The sequence below is a fragment of the Streptomyces sp. NPDC005303 genome (assembly GCF_040607335.1).
GTDB lineage: Bacteria > Actinomycetota > Actinomycetes > Streptomycetales > Streptomycetaceae > Streptomyces.
In genome coordinates this window covers 234493-253051 of the sequence record NZ_JBEXGM010000006.1, presented here as the reverse complement: position 1 = coordinate 253051, position 18559 = coordinate 234493, and the positions used below count along the sequence as shown (strand labels likewise).

General features: G+C 71.1%; 14 protein-coding genes. 4 read left to right on the top strand and 10 right to left on the bottom strand.

Going from position 1 to position 18559, the window contains the following annotated elements; genetic code table 11:
* The gene (locus ABZT93_RS12460; RefSeq protein WP_356102747.1) at positions 1-1071 is read right to left on the bottom strand and encodes a DUF4097 family beta strand repeat-containing protein; all 1071 of its coding nucleotides are present in this window, start codon (positions 1069-1071) and stop codon (positions 1-3) included.
* A 117-nt stretch (positions 1072-1188) separates the two neighbouring features.
* On the opposite strand from ABZT93_RS12460, the gene ABZT93_RS12455 reads away from it, so the two are divergent.
* Positions 1189-2037 carry a hypothetical protein gene (locus ABZT93_RS12455; RefSeq protein WP_356102745.1) on the top strand — a complete coding sequence of 283 codons (849 nt, stop codon included), beginning with the start codon at positions 1189-1191 and terminating at the stop codon, positions 2035-2037.
* Positions 2038-2229: 192 nt separating this feature from the next.
* Here ABZT93_RS12455 and ABZT93_RS12450 read toward each other — a convergent pair whose 3' ends face one another.
* The 5 genes from ABZT93_RS12450 to ABZT93_RS12430 all read right to left on the bottom strand — a co-directional run bounded on the left by ABZT93_RS12450 (position 2230) and on the right by ABZT93_RS12430 (position 9251).
* Entirely contained in the window at positions 2230-2415 is a 186-nt protein-coding gene (locus ABZT93_RS12450) for a DUF6104 family protein (RefSeq protein WP_356102743.1), read from the bottom strand.
* Positions 2416-2501: 86 nt separating this feature from the next.
* Positions 2502-6317 carry a multifunctional oxoglutarate decarboxylase/oxoglutarate dehydrogenase thiamine pyrophosphate-binding subunit/dihydrolipoyllysine-residue succinyltransferase subunit gene (locus tag ABZT93_RS12445; RefSeq protein WP_356102741.1) on the bottom strand — a complete coding sequence of 1272 codons (3816 nt, stop codon included), beginning with the start codon at positions 6315-6317 and terminating at the stop codon, positions 2502-2504.
* Positions 6318-6609: 292 nt separating this feature from the next.
* Positions 6610-7716, bottom strand: coding sequence for an ATP-binding protein (locus ABZT93_RS12440; RefSeq protein WP_356102739.1), 1107 nt, complete (start codon positions 7714-7716; stop codon positions 6610-6612).
* Positions 7713-8450 carry a response regulator transcription factor gene (locus ABZT93_RS12435; protein ID WP_031038660.1) on the bottom strand — a complete coding sequence of 246 codons (738 nt, stop codon included), beginning with the start codon at positions 8448-8450 and terminating at the stop codon, positions 7713-7715. Before ABZT93_RS12435 ends, ABZT93_RS12440 begins: the two co-directional genes overlap by 4 nt.
* Positions 8451-8573: 123 nt before the next feature.
* Positions 8574-9251, bottom strand: coding sequence for a spermidine synthase (locus ABZT93_RS12430; RefSeq protein WP_356102737.1), 678 nt, complete (start codon positions 9249-9251; stop codon positions 8574-8576).
* Positions 9252-9390: 139 nt separating this feature from the next.
* Between ABZT93_RS12430 and ABZT93_RS12425 the strand changes: the two genes are divergently transcribed.
* Positions 9391-10212 (top strand): rhomboid-like protein, encoded by an 822-nt coding sequence (locus tag ABZT93_RS12425; RefSeq protein WP_356102735.1) that lies wholly within the window; start codon positions 9391-9393, stop codon positions 10210-10212.
* On the opposite strand, the gene ABZT93_RS12420 is transcribed toward ABZT93_RS12425, so the two are convergent.
* Positions 10209-11009 carry a GNAT family N-acetyltransferase gene (locus ABZT93_RS12420; protein WP_356102733.1) on the bottom strand — a complete coding sequence of 267 codons (801 nt, stop codon included), beginning with the start codon at positions 11007-11009 and terminating at the stop codon, positions 10209-10211. The two genes, ABZT93_RS12425 and ABZT93_RS12420, sit on opposite strands and share 4 nt — an antisense overlap.
* 616 nt (positions 11010-11625) lie before the next feature.
* Positions 11626-12285, bottom strand: a complete 660-nt coding sequence (locus tag ABZT93_RS12415; RefSeq protein ID WP_356102936.1) for a GNAT family N-acetyltransferase — start codon at positions 12283-12285, stop codon at positions 11626-11628.
* Positions 12286-12463: 178 nt separating this feature from the next.
* Here ABZT93_RS12415 and lon point away from each other — a divergent pair, with 178 nt between their 5' ends.
* Positions 12464-14878 (top strand): endopeptidase La, encoded by a 2415-nt coding sequence (lon, locus tag ABZT93_RS12410; RefSeq protein WP_356102731.1) that lies wholly within the window; start codon positions 12464-12466, stop codon positions 14876-14878.
* Between the two features lie 74 nt (positions 14879-14952).
* On the opposite strand, the gene ABZT93_RS12405 is transcribed toward lon, so the two are convergent.
* Positions 14953-15786, bottom strand: a complete 834-nt coding sequence (locus tag ABZT93_RS12405) for a lysozyme (RefSeq protein WP_356102729.1) — start codon at positions 15784-15786, stop codon at positions 14953-14955.
* A 285-nt stretch (positions 15787-16071) separates the two neighbouring features.
* Between ABZT93_RS12405 and ABZT93_RS12400 the strand changes: the two genes are divergently transcribed.
* Positions 16072-16566 carry a MarR family transcriptional regulator gene (locus tag ABZT93_RS12400; protein ID WP_356102727.1) on the top strand — a complete coding sequence of 165 codons (495 nt, stop codon included), beginning with the start codon at positions 16072-16074 and terminating at the stop codon, positions 16564-16566.
* A 1156-nt stretch (positions 16567-17722) separates the two neighbouring features.
* On the opposite strand, the gene ABZT93_RS12395 is transcribed toward ABZT93_RS12400, so the two are convergent.
* The gene (locus ABZT93_RS12395) at positions 17723-18511 is read right to left on the bottom strand and encodes a hypothetical protein (protein WP_356102725.1); all 789 of its coding nucleotides are present in this window, start codon (positions 18509-18511) and stop codon (positions 17723-17725) included.
* Positions 18512-18559 lie beyond the last annotated feature (48 nt).

Sequence of the window (18559 nt, the reverse complement as noted above, 5' to 3'; positions counted from 1 at the left end):
TCAGAGCACCTTCTTGTCGGTCGTGCCGTCGGCCGGGCCGCGGGTCGGGTCGCTCGCCGGGGCGTCCGTGGGGTCGTCCGCCGGGGTGGGGGCCTCGTCCTGGCCGGAAAGGGGATTGTCCCCCGACGTGCGGCGCTCGCCGTCCAGCGGGTCGGTGGTGTCGGCCGGTGCGGCACCCGTGTCACCGTCCTTCACGAAGGGATCCGTCTCCCACGGCTCCTCCTCGTCCTCCCGGGGTGGGCGGTGCAGGAGGGCGATGGAGCCGGAGACGGTGGTCGCGCGGAGCTTGCCGGTACCGGCCCCGAGGCGGCCCGTGACCTTGTGGGCACCCCACTGGCCGTGCACGCGCAGGCCGTCGAAGGCGTTGGAGATCGTCCCGCTCGCGGTGTTGGCCTCCACCTCCGCGTCCGCGGGCTGGGCGAGCCGGATGGCGATCTCACCCGAGACACTGGTCAGCCGGACGTCGGAGGGGCCCTCCGGATCGAGGTCGACGATCATCGAGCCGCTGACCGAGTCGGCCCGCACGGAGGGGCCGGAGCCCTCCACGACGGTGAGATCCCCGGAGACGGAGTTGAAGCGCAGGTCGCCGGTGACGGCCTGGGCCTCCAGGTTCCCCGAGACGGTGTCGGCGCGGACGGGGCCGGAGAGGCCGACGAGGGTCGTGTCGCCGTTGACCCCCTTCACCACGGACGGGCCGCGCATCCCGGACACGACGGCCGCGGCGCTGACCACACCCACCTCGACGCGGGTGTCGGCCGGCACGGCCAGCGAGACGACCGCGCTGCGCCGCCAGCCCTTGCGGTCGAGCCACTTGAGGAAGCCCTTCCAGGGCAGGTCCTCGTAGGCCACGGTGAGGGTGTTGCCCTCCAGCGTGACGATCAGGGGCGGCCCCTCGATCTCGGAGACCTCCACGCGGGTGGAACTCTCGTCGATGCCCACGACGTTGACTGTTCCGTTGACGATGCGGACGTGCAGATCGCTCACAGGGACGTCGAAGTCGAGCTTGTTGGGCTCAGCGACGGACCACTCGGACTTGGGCACGGTGCGGACCTCCCCGTAGTAACGCGCCATATCGCGTCTCTTGCAATTCACGATATATCGTGGCGGTCGAAAGTCAAGACACTCTTTCCGGGGACCCCCAACGCTGCTAATGCGACCAATCGCCGCATATCGCCCTAGCGTGTGACCATGTCGACGGAAGCCACCTCCTCCCGTACCGGTCGCACCGGCCCCGCCCCCGGTGCCGTGCTGCTCTGCCGGGCCGAGCCGGATTCCGTCGCCCCCGCGGCCCGGCTGCTGCGCGAGCGGATGCTGCTCACGCACGCGGGGGAGGGCTGGAGCGTTCTGGTGCCGGAGGGCAGGCCGTGGTTGCACGGTGAGGAGACGGTCGACCGGGTCATGACCGGCTGGGCCACCGCCCTGGCCGTCGGCGCTCCCTGGCCCGTTCTCGCCCTGTGGTGGGACGCCGACCGCGCCGGCTACACCCTCGCGTCCGGCTTCCGCCGCCCCGTCGGCTACATCTGGCTCACCAACGGCACGCCGGCCGGGGAGGACGAGGCCATGCGCACCTTCGCGTCCCGCCTGGCCCTCGACCCGGTCCTGGACGTCCAGTCCCTCGACCACCTCACGAAACCGGACCCCGGCTCCGATGCCCGAGCCCGCCTGCGCGGCGTGCTCGCGGTCCTCACGCGCGTGGGCCTGGACCTCCCCGCCGACCTCGCTCCCGGCGAACCGACCGACCGCCTCCGCGAGGCGGCCCGGGAGCGGCCGGACGCCCGCGCGGTCGAGGGGGAGGGGGGAGGGGGCACGGTCCGCAGCGAACTCGAACTGGTGGCGGGCCGCCGACTGTCGCCCGGGCTCCCCTGGTCCGGCGACCCGAAGGCCCGCACCCTCGCCCTGGCCCAGATGGCGGCTGGCCTCCCCCTGGCCGCCTGGGGCCTACGACACCGCAGCGGCGGCTGGTTCACGGCGGGGGCGCTGCTGCTGGCGCACGGCGCGCTCGGGCTGTCGTACGGCCTGAGGCACCCGCGTGACTGACTTCGAGCCGCAGGACACAAAAGGGCGCCCTGAGGAGGACAGCGCAGTCGGTCGCTGGTTCACGGCGGGGGCGCTGTTGGCGGCGTAGGGCGCGCTCGGGTTGTCGTACGAGCTGAGGCACCCGCGCTACCGAACGCGAGCGGTGCAAACACAAAGGGCGCACCCGAAGGAGCGCCCCACACCGCATCGGCCCTACTCGTCGTCCTCGTCCTCGTCGTCCAGCCGGGCGAGCCACGTGGCCAGTCGCTCCACCGGCACCTCGAAGTCGGGGTTGAGGTCGACGAAGGTCCGCAGCTGCTCGGCGAGCCACTCGAAGCTGACCTCCTCCTCGCCGCGCCGCTTCTCCAGTTCCTCGATGCCACGGTCCGTGAAGTACATGGCTCAAGGATAAGTGCGCCGAAACGGCCGGGCCGCACCCCTCCGAAGAGGGATGCGGCCCGGTCACGTACTGCCCGCGTAAGGGGTTACGCGTCGAACACCTCACGCACCAGCTGCTCCTGCTCCGCCTGGTGCCGCTTGGCGGAACCGACGGCCGGGGAGGAGCTGTGCGGGCGGGAGATCCGCCGCAGGCGCTCGCCGTGCGGGATGTCCGCGCCGACCGCCAGGTCCAGGTGGTCGATCAGGTTGAGGGCGATGAAGGGCCACGCGCCCTGGTTCGCCGGCTCCTCCTGGGCCCACAGGTACTTCTCGGCGTTCGGGTACTTGGCGATCTCCGCCTGGAGCTCGGCACCCGGGAGCGGGTACAGACGCTCGATGCGGATGATCGCCGTGTCCGTGATCCCGCGCTTCTGACGCTCGGCCTCGAGGTCGTAGTACAGCTTGCCCGCCACGAAGACGACCTTGCGGACCGCGGCGGCGTCCACGGACGTGTCGCCGATGACCGGGCGGAACTGACCCGACGTGAACTCCTCCGTCTTCGACGCGGCGGCCTTCAGGCGCAGCATCGACTTCGGGGTGAAGACCACCAGCGGCTTGTGGTGCGGGTTGTGCACCTGCCACCGCAGGAGGTGGAAGTAGTTCGACGGCAGGGTCGGCATCGCGACCGTCATGTTGTTCTGGGCGCAGAGCTGGAGGAAGCGCTCGACACGGGCCGAGGAGTGATCCGGGCCCTGACCCTCGTAGCCGTGCGGGAGGAGCAGGGTGACGCCGGACGTCTGGCCCCACTTCTGCTCCGCCGCCGAGATGTACTCGTCGACGATCGTCTGTGCGCCGTTGACGAAGTCACCGAACTGCGCCTCCCACAGCACGAGCGCGTCGGGGCGGGCCAGCGAGTAGCCGTACTCGAAGCCCATGACCGCGTACTCGGACAGCAGGGAGTTGTAGACGTTGTAGCGGGCCTGGTCCTCGTTGAGGTACTGGAGCGGGGTGTGCTCCTCGCCCGTCTCCCGGTCGATCAGGACCGCGTGGCGCTGGCCGAAGGTGCCGCGCTGGGAGTCCTGACCGGACAGGCGGACGGGGGTGCCCTCCAGCAGCAGGGAGCCGACGGCCAGCGTCTCACCCATGCCCCAGTCGATCGTGCCGTCCTCGACCATCGACGCCCGGCGCTGCAGCTGCGGCAGCAGACGCGGGTGGACGTGGAAGGTGTCGGGGATGTTGACCTGGGACTCGGCGATCCGCTTCACGGTCTCCGAGGAGATCGCGGTGTTCACGGCGACCGGGAACTCGGCCTGCGGGTCGGAGACGGGACCGGCGGCCGGCTGGGCCGTGACGGCCTCGCGGACCTCGGTGAAGACCTTCTCCAGCTGGCCCTGGTAGTCCTGCAGCGCCTGCTCGGCCTCTTCAAGGGTGATGTCGCCGCGACCGATCAGGGACTCGGTGTACAGCTTGCGCACCGAGCGCTTCTTGTCGATCAGGTCGTACATCAGCGGCTGGGTGAAGGCCGGGTTGTCCGACTCGTTGTGACCGCGTCGGCGGTAGCAGATGAGGTCGATCACCACGTCCTTGTTGAACGCCTGGCGGAACTCGAAGGCGAGCCGCGCGACGCGGACCACGGCCTCCGGGTCGTCGCCGTTCACGTGGAAGATCGGGGCCTCGATCATGCGGGCCACGTCGGTGGCGTACATGGAGGAGCGCGAGGACTCGGGCGCCGCCGTGAAGCCGACCTGGTTGTTGATGACGATGTGGACCGTGCCGCCGGTGCGGTAACCCCGCAGCTGCGACATGTTCAGGGTCTCGGCCACCACGCCCTGGCCCGCGAAGGCCGCGTCACCGTGCAGGGCGACCGGCAGGACCGTGAAGTCCGTGCCGCCCTTGTTGATGATGTCCTGCTTGGCGCGGACGATGCCCTCGATGACCGGGTCGACCGTCTCCAGGTGGGAGGGGTTCGCGGCCAGCGAGACCTTGATCTGCTCGCCGTCCAGGCCCGTGAAGGTGCCCTCGGCGCCCAGGTGGTACTTGACGTCGCCGGAGCCGTGCATCGACTTCGGGTCGAGGTTGCCCTCGAACTCGCGGAAGATCTGCGCGTACGACTTGCCGACGATGTTCGCCAGGACGTTCAGGCGGCCGCGGTGGGCCATGCCGATGACGACCTCGTCCAGGCGGGACTCGGCGGCCGAGTCCAGCACCGCGTCGAGCAGCGGGATGACGGACTCGCCGCCCTCCAGGGAGAAGCGCTTCTGGCCGACGTACTTCGTCTGCAGGAAGGTCTCGAAGGCCTCGGCGGCGTTCAGCCGACGCAGGATGCGCAGCTGCTCCTCGCGCTCCGGCTTGGTGTGCGAGCGCTCGATGCGGTCCTGGATCCAGCGGCGCTGCTTCGGGTCCTGGATGTGCATGAACTCGACGCCGGTGGTGCGGCAGTACGAGTCGCGCAGCACACCGAGGATGTCGCGCAGCTTCATCAGGGACTTGCCGGCGAAGCCGCCGACCGCGAACTCCCGCTCCAGGTCCCACAGGGTGAGGCCGTGCTCGGTGATGTCCAGGTCAGGGTGCTTGCGCTGGCGGTACTCCAGCGGGTCGGTGTCGGCCATGACGTGGCCGCGGACCCGGTAGGAGTGGATCAGCTCGAAGACGCGGGCGGCCTTGGTGACGTCGTCGTCGTGCGAGGCGTCGATGTCCTTGAGCCAGCGGACCGGCTCGTAGGGGATGCGCAGGGCCTCGAAGATCTCGTCGTAGAAGCCGTTCTCGCCGAGGAGGTAGTTCGCGACGACGCGCAGGAACTCGCCGGAGGCGGCGCCCTGGATGACCCGGTGGTCGTAGGTCGACGTGAGCGTCATGACCTTCGAGATGCCGAGCTTGTTCAGGGTGTCCTGGGAGGTGCCCTGGAACTCCGCCGGGTAGTCCATCGAGCCGACGCCCATGATGACCGACTGGCCGGGCATCAGACGCGGGACCGAGTGGACGGTGCCGAGGCCGCCGGGGTTGGTCAGGGAGACCGTCACACCGGAGAAGTCGTCCATCGTCAGCTTGCCGTCACGGGCGCGGCGGACGATGTCCTCGTAGGCCTGCCAGAACTCGAAGAAGTTCAGCGTCTCGGCCTTCTTGATGCCCGCGACGACCAGCTGGCGGTCGCCGTTGGGCTTCACCAGGTCGATGGCGAGGCCGAAGTTGACGTGCGCGGGCTTGACGAGGGTGGGCTTCCCGTCCTTCTCCGCGTAGTGCCAGTTCATCGACGGCATGGCCTTGATGGCCTGCACCATCGCGTAGCCGATCAGGTGCGTGAAGGAGATCTTCCCGCCCCGGGCCCGCTTGAGGTGGTTGTTGATGACGATGCGGTTGTCGAAGAGCAGCTTCACCGGGACCGCGCGCACGGACGTGGCCGTGGGCAGCTCCAGGGAGGCGTTCATGTTCTTCGCGACCGCGGCGGCGGGACCGCGCAGGGTCACCATCTCCGGGCCCTCCGCGGAGGCACCCTCGGCGGCCGGCTTCGCGGCGGGCTTCGCAGCCGCAGGCTTGGCGGCCGGAGCGGCCTGAGCCGGAGCGGCGGCCGGGGCGGCCTTGGCCGGGGCCGGAGCCGCGGCGGCCGGCTGGGCTGCCGGAGCAGCGGCCGGGGCCGGCGCGGGAGCCTGGGCCGGGGCGGCCTGAGCCGGGGTGGCCGCCGGAGCGGTGGTGGTCTCCGCGGCCCCCGCGGCCGCGGTACCCGCCGCAGCCGGAGCGGCGGCCCCCGACTTGTAGTCGGCGAAGAAGTCCCACCAGGCACGGTCTACCGAATTCGGGTCCTGGAGGTACTGCTGATAGATCTCGTCGACGAGCCACTCGTTCGGGCCGAACGCGGCAGCGGGGTTCTTGCCCGCTTGGTCTGCGTCGGTCGAGATGCTCGAGTTACTGGGGGACTGTGGCGACACGGCGGCAACCGCCCTCTTCCGCTTCACAAGGTGATGGACAGCGGAAATAAAGGCTACGCCCCCGAGACGGTGAAGGTCAGGCCGGGCCCGTCCATCGTCGTGTAAGTCACATCAAAGAGCGGGTTTCGGGGGTGAAAATGGCGGGAAACAAGCGTGGTTCTGATAGATGAACACGCTTGAGGGAAGCGCCGAGCGGGGCCCTGCGCGACTGCGGCGCGGCCCTCTGCCTGATCACACGTGTCCGTCAGCGCCGGACACAGATGGATCTTGTGGCTCCGCTTCGAACTTTACGTCAACTTGGCAGAGAGGGAAGGCCTGGAAGGGTGACAAGAATCCTGCAGCCCCGCTCGGATTCGGCCACTCCGATCCGGCCGCCGTGCAGATCCACCGCCCAGCGGGCGATCGCGAGCCCGAGCCCGGTGCCGCCGTCACTGCCCGGACCGTGCGGCCGCATGACCTGACCGCGGTTGAAGCGCTCGAAGACGCGGTGCCACTCCGAGCGCGGAATGCCGGGGCCCTCGTCGAGCACCTCCAGCTCCAGCGACTCGGGCAGTGCCCCACGCCGTGCCTTGACCGTCACCCGCCCGTGTGCCGGGCTGTGCTTGACCGCGTTGTCGATCAGGTTGGCCACGACCTGGTGGATGCGCTCCGGGTCGGCGTGCGCGGTCAGCTCCGGTGGGGACACGTCGAGGTGCAGATGGACGTCGTTGCGCGTGTGACTGCCGGACCCGGACGCGATGCCCGCGCGCGCGGAGGCGACCATGTTGGCCTCCTTGAGCACGCCCGACAGATACGGCCACACCTCGAAGCGGCGCTTCTTCAGCGGTACGACGCCGTTGTCGAGGCGGGACAGGTCCAGCAGCGTCTCCACCAGCCGGCCGAGCCGCTCGGTCTGCTTCAGGGCCGTGCGCATGGTCTCGGGGTCGGCCTGGGTGACCCCGTCGACGATGTTCTCCAGCACGGCGCGCAGGCCCGCGATGGGCGTGCGCAGCTCGTGGGAGACATTTGCCACAAGTTCCTTGCGCTGGCGTTCCTGGGCCTCCAGGTCGTCCGCCATCCGGTTGATCGTCTGGGCCAGGTCGCCCAGCTCGTCCCGCCGGTTCTCGCGGACCCGGCGGGTGTAGTCGCCGTGCGATATGGACCGGGCGACCGCGTTCATGTCGTCCAGGGGGGCGGTGAGCGAATGCGCCACGAACTGCGTAATGAGCAGTGTGGCGATCATCGAGAAGACCGTGATGAAGCGCAGCTCGGTCGCCGTGCGCATCGCGATCATCATCAGCCCGGTGGTGATGAGGACCGCGATGACGACCAGCGCGCCCAGCTTGGTCTTGATCGAGAACGGGCTCACGCCACCCCAGGGTTCCTTGGGGCTTCTGCGGGCGGCCGGACCCTCGCTCATGGCGTCGGCGTCTCCAGGGCGTAGCCCACGCCGTGCACCGTGCGGATCCGCTCGGCACCGATCTTCCGGCGCAGTGCCTTGATGTGGCTGTCGACGGTCCGGGTGCCGGAGGCGTCCGCCCAGTCCCACACCTCGGCCAGCAGCTGCTCACGGGAGAGCACCGCGCGCGGGGTGTTCGCCAGGCACACGAGCAGGTCGAACTCGGTCGGAGTGAGGTGGACGTCCTCGCTCCGCACCCGCACCCGGCGCTGCGCGTGGTCGATCTCCAGCTCGCCGAGCCGCAGGATGCCGCTTCTGGGCGTCGCCGCGGCCAGTGCGGCCCGCTCGACCCGCCGCAGCAGGACGTGCACGCGCGCGGCCAGCTCGCGCATCGAGAACGGCTTGGTCATGTAGTCGTCGGCGCCGACGCCGAGCCCGACCAGCATGTCGGTCTCGTCGTCGCGCGCGGTGAGCATCATCACCGGCACCGGACGGGCGGCCTGCACACGGCGGCAGACCTCCAGACCGTCGAAGCCGGGCAGCATGATGTCGAGGATCAGCAGGTCCGGCTGCCAGGCCTCTGCGGTGTCCACCGCCGACGGACCGTCGACCGCCGTTTGCACGAGGAATCCCTCGGCGCGCAGGCGGGTCGCGATGGCGTCGACGATCGTCGGATCGTCCTCGACGACCAGGACCCGGCGCTGAGCGCCCGGGGTAGCCGTCGAACCGTTGTGGGAGGTGTGTGTCTGCTCCATCGCCCGCCCCTGGGGAGTGCTTTCCGGAACCATGTGGGGTGATTCCTTGTCTGCGCATGACTGCGATTGACGCTTGAATGATCGGCGTAGGGGAGCAGAGTACGGGGAGACATCACCCCTTTGCTATCCAGGTCGGACGCCGAGATGCACGACGTCGGGTACGCCCCGGGCAACCGGGATCTCCTCGGTACGTACCTGCTGGAACCCGGCATTTGCTAGGGATTGCTCAAATTCCGCAGAGGGTTTGGCCGACCACACGGCCAGTACGCCGCCCGGCTTCAACACCCTTGCGCAGCTTGTGAGTCCGGGACGCGCGTAGAGGCCCTGGTTGCCGTCCGTGACCGTCCAGTCGGGCCCGTTGTCGATGTCGAGACACAACGCGTCGAAAGTGGCGCATGTCTCATTGACGAATCCGACTAGATCCGTTTCCACAATGTTCGTCCGGGGATCGGCCAGTGCCTCTGCCGAGAGTGCCGAGAGCGGGCCCGTGCGGTGCCAGTCGATGATCGCCGGTTCCCGCTCGACGACCGTGATCCGGCCCCATCGCGGGTTCGTGGCCGCGTGTGCGAGCGAGAAGCCGACGCCGAGGCCGCCGATGAGGACGTGTGGTGCGGGGCGGTCGTCGAGCGCGGCGAGCGCCACGTCGACGAGCATCCGCTCCGACCGCCCGTCGGAGGTGTCCATCAGGAAGCAGCCGTTGGCGATGATCTGGAGCAACTCGCCGTGGCGCCGCAGGACGACCTCTCCGTACGGGCCCTCGCGACGGTCCAGGACTTCGGGAATGTCGTACGAGGTGGGCATCGGCCCATCCTGGCAGCTAGGGCGTCCGGGCCGCGCCTACTTGAGAAGACCCTGTGAATCGGGGCCGGGGTGGCGCGGGTCACAGACAGCGGGCGGGTGGGGCGCGAAGGGTGGGGTGCGACGGAAGGAGCAGCTCACCTTGGACCGGACCGCGCCCCCCGCCCCTTCCGACGCGCCCGCACCGCAGACACCCGTCTGCGACGCGGCTGTTCCGGACGTGGCCGGACTGCTCGACGGGATGCCCCGGCAACGGGAACGGTGTGTGACGGGTCCCGCGGAGACACCGGTGACACCACGGGCAACGGCCACCGCCGACCCCCGTCTTCGCGTTCCCCGGCTCCAGCGGCTGCTCCCCACGCCCACCGGGACGCCGTTCACCTTCGGCTACGGCGCCGTCCTGGCCCTCGTCTCACTGGTCGCCGCACATCTGGACCCCGCCCTGGTGCACGCCCTGCACCAGGGTTCCAGCACCGATGTCGTCCACCTGGTGCGGACGCCCGTCCTGGTGATGGTGGCCAGCGCGTGGTGGATCGCGGGCGGGATCCTCTCGCCGTACGCCCTCGCCCTGCTGTTCGTCCTCACCGCGCTGGAGCGCCGGATCGGCGGGGTGCGCACGGCCGGTGTCTTCCTGCTCGGCCATGTCGGGGCGACCCTCGCCACGGAGGTCCCGACAGGCCTCGCGGTCCTGGTCGGGCATCTGCCCGCCAGCTCGCTGCACCGCCTCGACTACGGCGTCAGCTTCGGCGTGGCCGCGAGCCTCGGCGCGCTGGCGGGGCTGCTCGGACCGTGGCTGCGCTGGCCGTTGCTCGCCCTGTTCGGCTGGCTGCTGGTGATCGACCTGATCGCGTTCACCGACCCGCTGACCGACTGGGGTCATCCGATCGCCCTGGCGATCGGTGTCGCGACCTGGCCGCTGGTGCGGCGCTGGTACCGGGCCCGGCAGCTCCTCCCGGCCGGTTAGCCGGCCGGTGGGGTCCAGACGTACGGCGTGGTCGTGGTCACCGCGTGGAAGCCGAGCCGGCGCAGGATGGGCGCGCTGTCGTCCGACGCGTCCACGTGCAGACAGGTGACTCCGCGAGAGACGGCGAGAGCGGCGCGTACGGCGACCAGGGCACGGTAGATGCCCCTGCCCCGCCACTCGGCGAGCGCGGCACCGCCCCACAGGCTCGCGAACTCCGTGCCCGCGCGGAACACCAGCCAGGCGGCGCACACCACTTCGCCGTCCGCCTCGGCCACGTACACCGCGATGTCATCCGGCGCGGTGGCGACCCGGCCGATCAGATCGTCGGCGAGCCAGCGCCGGTCCTGGCCCCACACCACCGACTCCATCGCGGCGATCCGGCGCATGTCCGCGTCCGCCGTGACCCGGCGCACGGTGACGCCGTCCGGCAGCGTGGGCTCTCCCACGGCCGTCCCGGCGGCCCGGGCGACCAGTACCGTCTCCCGCTCCTCGGGCACGAAACCGGCCGCGCGGAGTCGTGCGGTGAGGTCCGCCGGGGTGTCGTGGGCGCGGGTCTTCCACTCGACGGCCTCGCCGCGCGCCGCGAAGAAGTCACGCTGCCGCACGATGAGTTCGTCCAGCGCCTCACCCTCCACGCCGAGGTCACGCGGCCCGCTCACGAACCCGCGGAACTGGCCGACGATCCGCAGCAGCGGCCCGTCCTGCTCGCACGTCACCCCGGTGGGCAGGGTGGGGGGAGCGCCGCGCATCTGGTCGTCGTAGGCGGAGAGGAGGGGCGCTGTGTTCGTGGTGGTCATGGTCGTTGGTTCCCCTGGTCCTCTCGGTGGTCGTCGCCCCCGCACGCGGGCGTGGAGTCGCTGGTGCTGCCGGCCGTCCGCGGGGAAGGGGGCGTGGCACACGGTGCCCTCCAGCCGGAGGCGGCCTTCTGCCGGTGCGGCAGGAGGTTTCGCGTGGACGGCGTGGCTGAGCTGATGCGGTGCGGTCCCGGGAGGCCCGGCGCCCGGTGGGTCGGGCGGCGGCCCGCGTCCGGTGCCCCGTAGGTGATCCCGGCGTGACCGCGCCGCAGATCCGGGTCGATCCCGGCATCGGGGCCGGGACGGTGTCCGGCCCGGCCATGGCCCGTATCGCACCCGTCTTCGGCCGCTCCCGCTCTGTCCGGTGCGGCCGCGGGCGTCGTCCTCGGTGGGCGTGGGCAGCGGGTGCCGCCGCAGCGTGGCTCGCGGTCACCGGGGCGTCGGCGGCCAGGGCGCGCCACGGGCGCGTGCCGGGCCGTCGGGAAGATCCGGCGTCGGCCGGGCGTTGTCCGCCGTGCGGCCGGCGGGAACCACCGAAGGTATCGGGGTGATCACCGGCGCAGCATGACAGAGGCCGTCCCCGGCCGCCTCCGGGTTTCCCGCGGGCGGTGACGGACGGTCACGCCCCGTCCGGTCCCACGAACTTCGCACTGGTGAGCGGAGCTTCCACATGCCAGCCCAGAGACTCGTACAGTGCCCGTCCCGCCGGAGTTCCGGCGAGGACGCCGGTCTCCGCCCCCGTGCGCGCCGCCGCGGCCTGGAGGGTGCGCATGACGACGCTGCCCAGCCCCCGGCGCTGATGAGCGGGCACGGTCACGATCTGGTCGAAGACGGCCGTGGTGCCGGTCGGGGCGGTCTGGCCGCGCGCTGCGAGGGAGCCGTCGGGGGCGGCGACGAGCACGCGCGTGACTCCGCCGACGGACCAGACCCGCTTCCGGTAGCCCTCGGGGGCGTGCGTATGTCCGCCCTCCGCTCCGGCCAGCGGGACCGTCATCAGATACCCCGGCTCGGGATCCACCCACCAGCCCTCGCCGAGCCAGCCCCCGACCACCTCCGGGTCGTGGAACACCTTGAGCCACACCCCGGCGCCCGTCACCCCGCCCGCGACCTTGCGCACGGCTTCCTCGTCCACGCTGTCGCCCAGCGCGTCGAAGACGTGCCGCGACACCTGCCCGACCTGCCCCACGTCGACGGTGAAACCCCACGGCTCACGCTCCGGTGCCGCCGCCCCGCGGGAGACGACCCAGCCGGTCACCCAGGCCTGTACGACTCCGTCCACGGTACCCCCGGTAATGGTCACTTGCGGTGTGTGTCTATTACGGGGTGACTCTAGGCCCCGGAAGGCCGATTCCGGCAGCCGTGATCGCCGACAGCGAACAGGCAAGCGGATGGGGAACATTCGAAGGCCTCTGTGCATTGAGTCGGCATAGCTCAACTTGACTGCCGAAGGGGAGATCATGGCTTCGACGTCCACACCGCTCACTCTGCCTGTGCTGCCGCTCGACGACGAGGTCGTGCTGCCCGGAATGGTGGTCCCGCTGGACCTGAACGACACCGACGTCCGCGCCGCGGTGGAGGCCGCCCAGGCCGCCGCCCGCTCGGAACCCGGAAAGCCCAAGGTCCTTCTGGTCCCACGCATCGACGGCACCTACGCGAGCACCGGTGTGCTCGGCACCGTCGAGCAGGTCGGCCGGCTGGCCGACGGCGACCCGGGCGCGCTCATCCGCGGCCGGAGCAGGGTGAAGATCGGTGCGGGTACCACCGGCCCGGGCGCCGCCCTGTGGGTCGAGGGGACCACGGTCGACCAGACCGTCCCCGACCCGCTGCCCGGCCACGCGACCGAACTCGTCAAGGAGTACAAGGCACTTGCCACCGCCTGGCTGCGCAAGCGCGGCGCCTGGCAGGTCGTGGACCGGGTGCAGGCCATCGACGACGTGTCCGCCCTCGCCGACAACTCCGGCTACTCGCCCTTCCTGACCACCGAGCAGAAGGTCGAACTGCTGGAGACGGCCGACCCGATCGCCCGCCTCAAGCTCGCCACCCAGCAGCTGCGCGACCACCTCGCCGAGCAGGACGTCGCCGAGACCATCGCGAAGGACGTCCAGGAGGGCGTCGACAAGCAGCAGCGGGAGTTCCTGCTCCGCCGTCAGCTGGAAGCCGTACGCAAGGAGCTGCGCGAGCTCAACGGTGAGCAGGAGGGCGAGGAGTCCGACGACTACCGCTCCCGCGTGGAGGCCGCCGACCTGCCCGAGAAGGTGCGGGAGGCCGCCCTCAAGGAGGTCGACAAGCTGGAGCGGTCCTCCGACCAGTCCCCGGAGGGCTCCTGGATCCGCACCTGGCTGGACACCGTCCTCGAACTGCCGTGGAACGAACGGACCGAGGACGCGTACGACATCCAGGGCGCCAAGGCGATCCTCGACGCCGAGCACGCGGGCCTGGAGGACGTGAAGGAGCGGATCACCGAGTACCTGGCGGTGCGCAAGCGCCGCAACGACCGGGGCCTCGGGGTCGTCGGCGGCCGGCGCGGCGGTGCCGTGCTCGCCCTCGTCGGGCCTCCCGGCGTCGGAAAGACCTCGCTCGGAGAGTCGGTCGCGCACGCCATGGGCCGTAAGTTCGTCCGCGTCGCCCTCGGCGGTGTCCGGGACGAGGCGGAGATCCGCGGTCACCGGCGGACGTACGTCGGCGCGCTGCCCGGCCGGATCGTACGGGCGATCAAGGAGGCCGGTTCGATGAACCCGGTCGTCCTGCTCGACGAGATCGACAAGGTGGGCTCCGACTTCCGCGGCGACCCCGCGGCCGCCCTCCTGGAGGTCCTGGACCCGGCGCAGAACCACACCTTCCGCGACCACTACCTGGAGGTCGAACTCGACCTGTCCGACGTGGTGTTCCTCGCGACGGCGAACGTCCTGGAGGCCATCCCGGAGGCCCTGCTCGACCGGATGGAGCTGGTCCGTCTGGACGGCTACACCGAGGACGAGAAGATCGTCATCGCCCGTGACCACCTGCTCCCGCGCCAGCTGGAGCGGGCGGGGCTCGCCAAGGACGAGGTGGTCATCGACGAGAGCGCGCTGCGCAAGCTCGCCGGCGAGTACACCCGCGAGGCGGGCGTGCGCACCCTGGAGCGGTCCGTCGCGAGGCTGCTGCGCAAGGTGGCGGCCCAGCACGAACTCGGCGAGCGGGAACTGCCGTTCACCGTCACGGACGAGGAACTGCGCGGTCTCATCGGCCGGCCGCACCACGTGCCCGAGTCGGCCCAGGACCCCGCGGAGCGCCGTACGGCGGTCCCCGGTGTCGCGACCGGACTCGCGGTCACCGGAGCGGGCGGGGACGTCCTGTTCGTCGAGGCGTCGCTGGCCGACCCGGAGACGGGCGCGGCGGGTCTGACGCTGACCGGCCAGCTGGGTGACGTGATGAAGGAGAGCGCGCAGATCGCGCTCAGCTTCCTGCGCTCGCACGGCGCGGAACTGGAGCTGCCGGTGGGTGACCTCAAGGACCGGGGCGTGCACATCCACTTCCCGGCGGGCGCGGTCCCGAAGGACGGCCCGAGCGCGGGCGTCACCATGACGACGGCGCTGGCCTCGCTGCTCTCCGGCCGCCTGGTCCGCACGGACGTGGCGATGACCGGTGAGGTCTCGCTGACCGGCCGGGTCCTGCCGATCGGCGGCGTGAAGCAGAAGCTGCTCGCCGCGCACCGCGCCGGGGTGACGACCGTGATCATCCCCAAGCGCAACGAGGCCGACCTGGACGACGTCCCGGCGGAGGTGCTGGACAAGCTCGACGTCCACGCCGTCACCGACGTCCGCCAGGTCCTGGAGCTGGCGCTGTCCCCGGCCGTCAACGGGGCGGCGCCGGAGGTTCCGGTGGCGGCGTGACGGGCGCTGCCGGATGAGGTGAAGGCCCGGGTTCTCGTGAGGGAGGCCCGGGCCTTCGCCGTACCCGGGGCGGGTCAGCCGTTGGCGAGTGCCTGCACCCGGTCGAGCGTCCCGTTGAAGCGGTCGTGGTCACCGACCGTCGGGCCGGAGGAGGTGTACTGCCACATGAGGTACGTGCTCCAGCCGGCCGGGAGGGTGCCGGCCGTCGACGCGTACCGGGCGATCCACAGCGGGTTGGCGGAGAAGCCGCCGTAGTTGCCGGTGCACTGGTTCCACCAGGTGGTGGCGGTGTAGATGACGGCCTGACGGCCGGTGCGCGCCTTGTACTGGTTCAGGAAGTCGCGGATCCAGGTGACCATCGCGCTCGGCGACTTGTCGAAGCAGGCGTCGCCGTACGGGTTCCACTCGATGTCGAGCACACCGGGCAGTGTCCTGCCGTCCCTGGACCAGGCGCCCCCGTGGTCGACGAAATAGTCGGCCTGCGTTGCGCCGCTCGTGGTGTCCGGAGTGGCGAAGTGGTAGGCCCCGCGGATCATCCCGACGCCGTAGGAGCCGGTGTACTGCTGGGAGTAGTAGGGGTTCGTGTAGTACGTCCCCTCGCTCGCCTTGGTGTACGCCCACCGGACGCCGCTGTTCCACAGGGTCGACCAGGCGACGTTGCCCTGGTAGCTGGCGACGTCGACCCCCTCGGCCTGGGTGGCGCGGGTCTCGGCGGGCAGACCGCCCTGGCCGTCATGCGCTACGACGCCCATTCCCATGTGGGCGGAGCCGCGGGCCGGGGTGGCGGTGGCCTCGGGGGATTCCGCGGCCGAGGCGGGGGCCGTGTGGAGCAGGGAGAACGCGGTGAGCAGGAGTCCGACGAGGAAGAGGCGTCGGGGACGTATCTGTTCGGGTCTGTGCGCGGGCATGGCGTGCCTCCGGAAGATCGGTGATGCGACGGTGGTGCTCGGTGATGCGACGGCGGTGCTCGGTGGTGCTCGGTGGTTCCGATGGGGGGACAGGGGAAGGCCATGTCGGGCTGACGTGGGCATGCCAGCCACCGCTCGGTGGGGACGCCACGCACGGGGACGAGGCGGTGGGAAGAGGGACCGGCGACTGCCATTGGTCCAGCCCTGCGAAATACTTACGGAGCTGCGGTGCTGTCGCAATTTGGCGGAAACTTTCACGACCGGGACATTCAGGCAGGGGCTGACGTGCACGAAGACGGAAACGGCGGTGGTGGCCGGGGCGCGGCCGACGCGGCGCCGAGCGGTGTGGACCAGCCCGGATTCCTGGCGCTGGAACGCGAGTTGACCGTCCTGCTGCGCCGCGCCCGGGCCAACCAGGGGGAGATGGCCCGGGAGGTCCACCCCGACCTGGAGTCGGCGGCCTACGGGCTGCTCGTCCGTCTGGATGAATGCGGCCGCCAGCGAGCCACCGAACTGGCCGCGTACATCGGGGTCGGCAAGGCCACGATGTCCCGTCAGCTGCGTGCCCTGGACGACCTGGGCCTCGTCGCCCGCGAACCCGACCCGGCGGACGGCCGCGCCTGGCTGGTGGACCTCACGGAAGAGGGCCGCTCCCGGGTACAGAGGGTCCGCGACGCACGCCGGGCCCGGTACGCGGGCCGCCTCGCGCACTGGGACCCGGGAGAGGTGACCGAACTGGCCCGACTGCTGCACCAGCTGAACCGGGGCATGGAGAGGTAGGCCACTCCCTGAGGACGGTGTTCCGCCGGGCGAGGTGGCTCGGGCCCCGGCGGGGGTGGAGCCGGGTCGATACCGCCGAGCGCGGGCGGCTGCTCCGGCCGAGCGGATGTCGTGGTGGTGCCGGGCCGGAGCCGTCGAGCGCGCGGGGCGGACGGCTCCTCCGATCGGACGCATGCTGTGTCGCGGCCGAGCAGGCCGGGCGGCGGTCCGTTCCTATGGGTGCCCGTCGCGGCGGTGTCGGGTCGAGGCGTCGAGCGAGCCGGGCGGGCGTCTGCTTCGGCCGGGTGGGTGTTGCGGTGGTGCCGGGTGGGCGTTGCAGTGGTGCCGGGTGGGCCTTGTCGTGCGGGCCAGGTGGTGGTGTGCTCCGGCAGGCGTCCGCGGTGCCGGTGCTGGTGCTGGTGCTGGTGCGTCGAGCATGGCGGGTGGCTGTTCGGTCGGGCGGGGGTTGGCGTTGTCGAGCGCACTGCGTGGGCGTGCGCTCCGGCCGGGGGCCCGGGTGTGGTGGTGCCGGGTGGGCGCTGTGAGCGAGCCGGTCGGGGGCCTGCTCCGGCCGGGTGTTCTTCGCGGTGGTGCCGGGTCGAGGCGTCGAGCAAGGCGGGCGGGCGGGCGGGTGTGGTGGGGGTGCCGGGTGGACGCCGTCGAGGGCGGGCGGCTGCTTCGGCCGGGTGGGTGTTGCGGTGGTGCCGGGTGGGCGCTGTCGAGTAGGCCATGTGACGGTCCGCTGCGGTCATGCCCGTCTTGCTGGTGCCGGGTCGATGCCGTCGAGCGCCGCCGGCTGCTCCGTGCGGGTGGGTGTGGTGGCGCCGGGTCGATGCCGTCGAGCGCCGCCGGCTGCTCCGTGCGGGTGGGTGTGGTGGCGCCGGGCCGGTGCGGTCGAGCGGAGCGGGTTGTGATGTTGCGCCGGACGGGGGCCCGCCGTGACCGGGCCCGTTCGATGCCGGCGAGTGCGCCGTGCGGGCGTCCGCCTCGGCCGCGTCGCGTAGGGCCGGTGCCTGGCCGGCGCAGTCGGTCACGCAGTCGGTGACCCGGTCGCAGGCCGCTTGCGATCCGCCGTGCGGAGGGAGTCGTACGCGGCGACGGTCGTGCAGATCATCTGCCGCACCCGGTGTCGCTCACCCTGTCCACGCCCGGGGGCCCGCAGCGCACCGCCCGCCCTTCACAGCTCCGCGTACACCGCCGACGCGTCGTCGTGGGTCTTGGCGCGGCCCAGATACGTGCGGGTCTCCGCGTCCGCCCGTTCCAGCTGCCGGACCCGGTCCACCAGAGCCTGCGCCCCCTGCTTGCGTACGAAGGTGAAGCAGTCCCCCCAGCCGCCCTCGTGGAACTTCTCCACCCACCGGGCCGCCCCGTCCGTCAGGGCCAGCAGTCCGCGCACCGACGACCGCGGCAGCACCCCCGTCACCGCGCGCCCCGCCACCGACGGATCCGCCGCCGCCGTGAAGAAGCCGCCCTCCTTGTTGCGGAGGTTGGCGTCGATCAGCGCGTCCGTGGTCAGCGAGGCGCGTGGAAGACGGGACAACCGGTCGTCCAGCACCGGCGTGACCACCCCGCCCGCCCCCTCCACCAGCAGTGCCGAGTCCGACAGGACCAGGTACTCGACCGACTCGGGGGACCACCGCGCCATCACCACCGTCGCCTGCGGTGTACGTGGGTGAGAAAGGTCACAACCTTCACCATGTGTCTCCGCTGTGCGCACGATCGCCCGGGCCAGCACCTCGGCCAGGGGAACATCCATGAGCGAAACGGCCAGTTCGGTCAGCGCACCACCGAGACGGGCCGTGAACCAGGGGACGGAATGCAGACAGCCCGTCGGACCGGTGGGCGGGGTGACCCCGTCGAGGGCGACCAGTACGCCGCCCCGTCCGGAAGCGGGGAGTGCGACGCTCGCGAAGTCCTCGTTGGACCGCTGGACATCGCCGGGTTCCGAGACAAGTTCCGTACGCATTCAGCCAGTCTGCACGAGCCCTTCACAAGCTCCGTCAAAGCATGGCAA